2 protein-coding genes are annotated in these 1019 nt (G+C 39.0%); both read right to left on the reverse strand.

Features of this window, described 5'->3' with window-relative positions; translation table 11 throughout:
- Window positions 1–17: 17 nt before the first annotated feature.
- A complete protein-coding gene (locus QUA42_RS27610) occupies window positions 18–551 on the reverse strand; it encodes a transposase (RefSeq protein WP_333141876.1) in 534 nt (177 codons plus the stop codon).
- Between the two features lie 20 nt (window positions 552–571).
- Entirely contained in the window at window positions 572–964 is a 393-nt protein-coding gene (locus QUA42_RS27615) for an IS630 transposase-related protein (RefSeq protein ID WP_333141878.1), read from the reverse strand.
- Window positions 965–1019 lie beyond the last annotated feature (55 nt).

Genomic DNA, 1019 nt, shown 5'->3' on the forward strand with positions numbered 1-1019 from the left:
TACAGCGGATTCCAGGTTTATGAAGTACAGTAGCAGCAGCTTGTAAACCAGTTTTTAAAGTGCTTAATATTAACCAAATCAAGCGCCGTAGCTAGTAAAACATCAACCATCTTGGTAGTAGTGGGCGAAAACTTACGTAAAAAAGCTTTGAGTTGTGACCACCATAATTCGATTGGATTAAAGTCAGGAGAATAGGGCGATAAATTCAGAACACTTGCACCCGCGGCTTGAATCAGTGGTTCAATCACCGCCAACTTATGGGCTGGTAGATTATCCATAACAACGACTGCACCCTCCCATAAGTTTGGCACTAAGCACTGTTCAACAAAAACTGCAAATGCCTGACTATCCATCGACCCGTTGAGCGTCATTAATCCTACTACTTTTTTTAAGCTGATTGCTCCAATAACTGTAACTTTTGCACCCCGATAAAATGGTTTTAAATCATAGACTCTACTACCACATTTTGAACGTGCATGGGTTCGTGTTAACCCCAATAGAACACCCATTTCATCCAAAAAAACGAGGTTGTCAGGGTCGATATTTTTCACTTTGTCCCAATATTCACACCTCAAAAGTTGCACTCGGTCGGTGGCAGATTGACTACTCCGTATTGTCTTTTTTTTCGCGTCAGATTTTGTTTGATTAATTCGCGACACATCATACTAGGACTGACAGATTGTTGGTAGCTATCTAGCCAATATTCACAATATTCTAATAAGGTACTATCAGGATATTTTTCTACCATCTGGATTAATTTATCTGTGGACGAGTGCAACACAGTTTTAAGGCTTCCACCCTGTTTTTTTGGTTGAACGTGACCAGTCGTTTGTTTTTGTTTTAAGATTTTTTGAACAAAGGCTTTACTCACATCAAAACGTTGGGCTACTTTCCTGATTGACGTATCACCTTGTTCATAGGCTTTAATTATTTTTTTACGAAACTCGAGCGAATAAGCTTTCATTTTTTCTGCTGATGTACTGAATATAGTGTACCACATTTACATGGAATTTGCTGTA

Source organism: Microcoleus sp. Pol11C2 (assembly GCF_036701505.1).
Lineage (GTDB): Bacteria > Cyanobacteriota > Cyanobacteriia > Cyanobacteriales > Microcoleaceae > Microcoleus.

Coding starts and splice junctions, on each gene's coding strand:
- QUA42_RS27615 (WP_333141878.1), bottom strand. CDS start 964: ATGAAAGCTTATTCGCTCGAGTTTCGTAAAAAAATAATTAAAGCCTAT.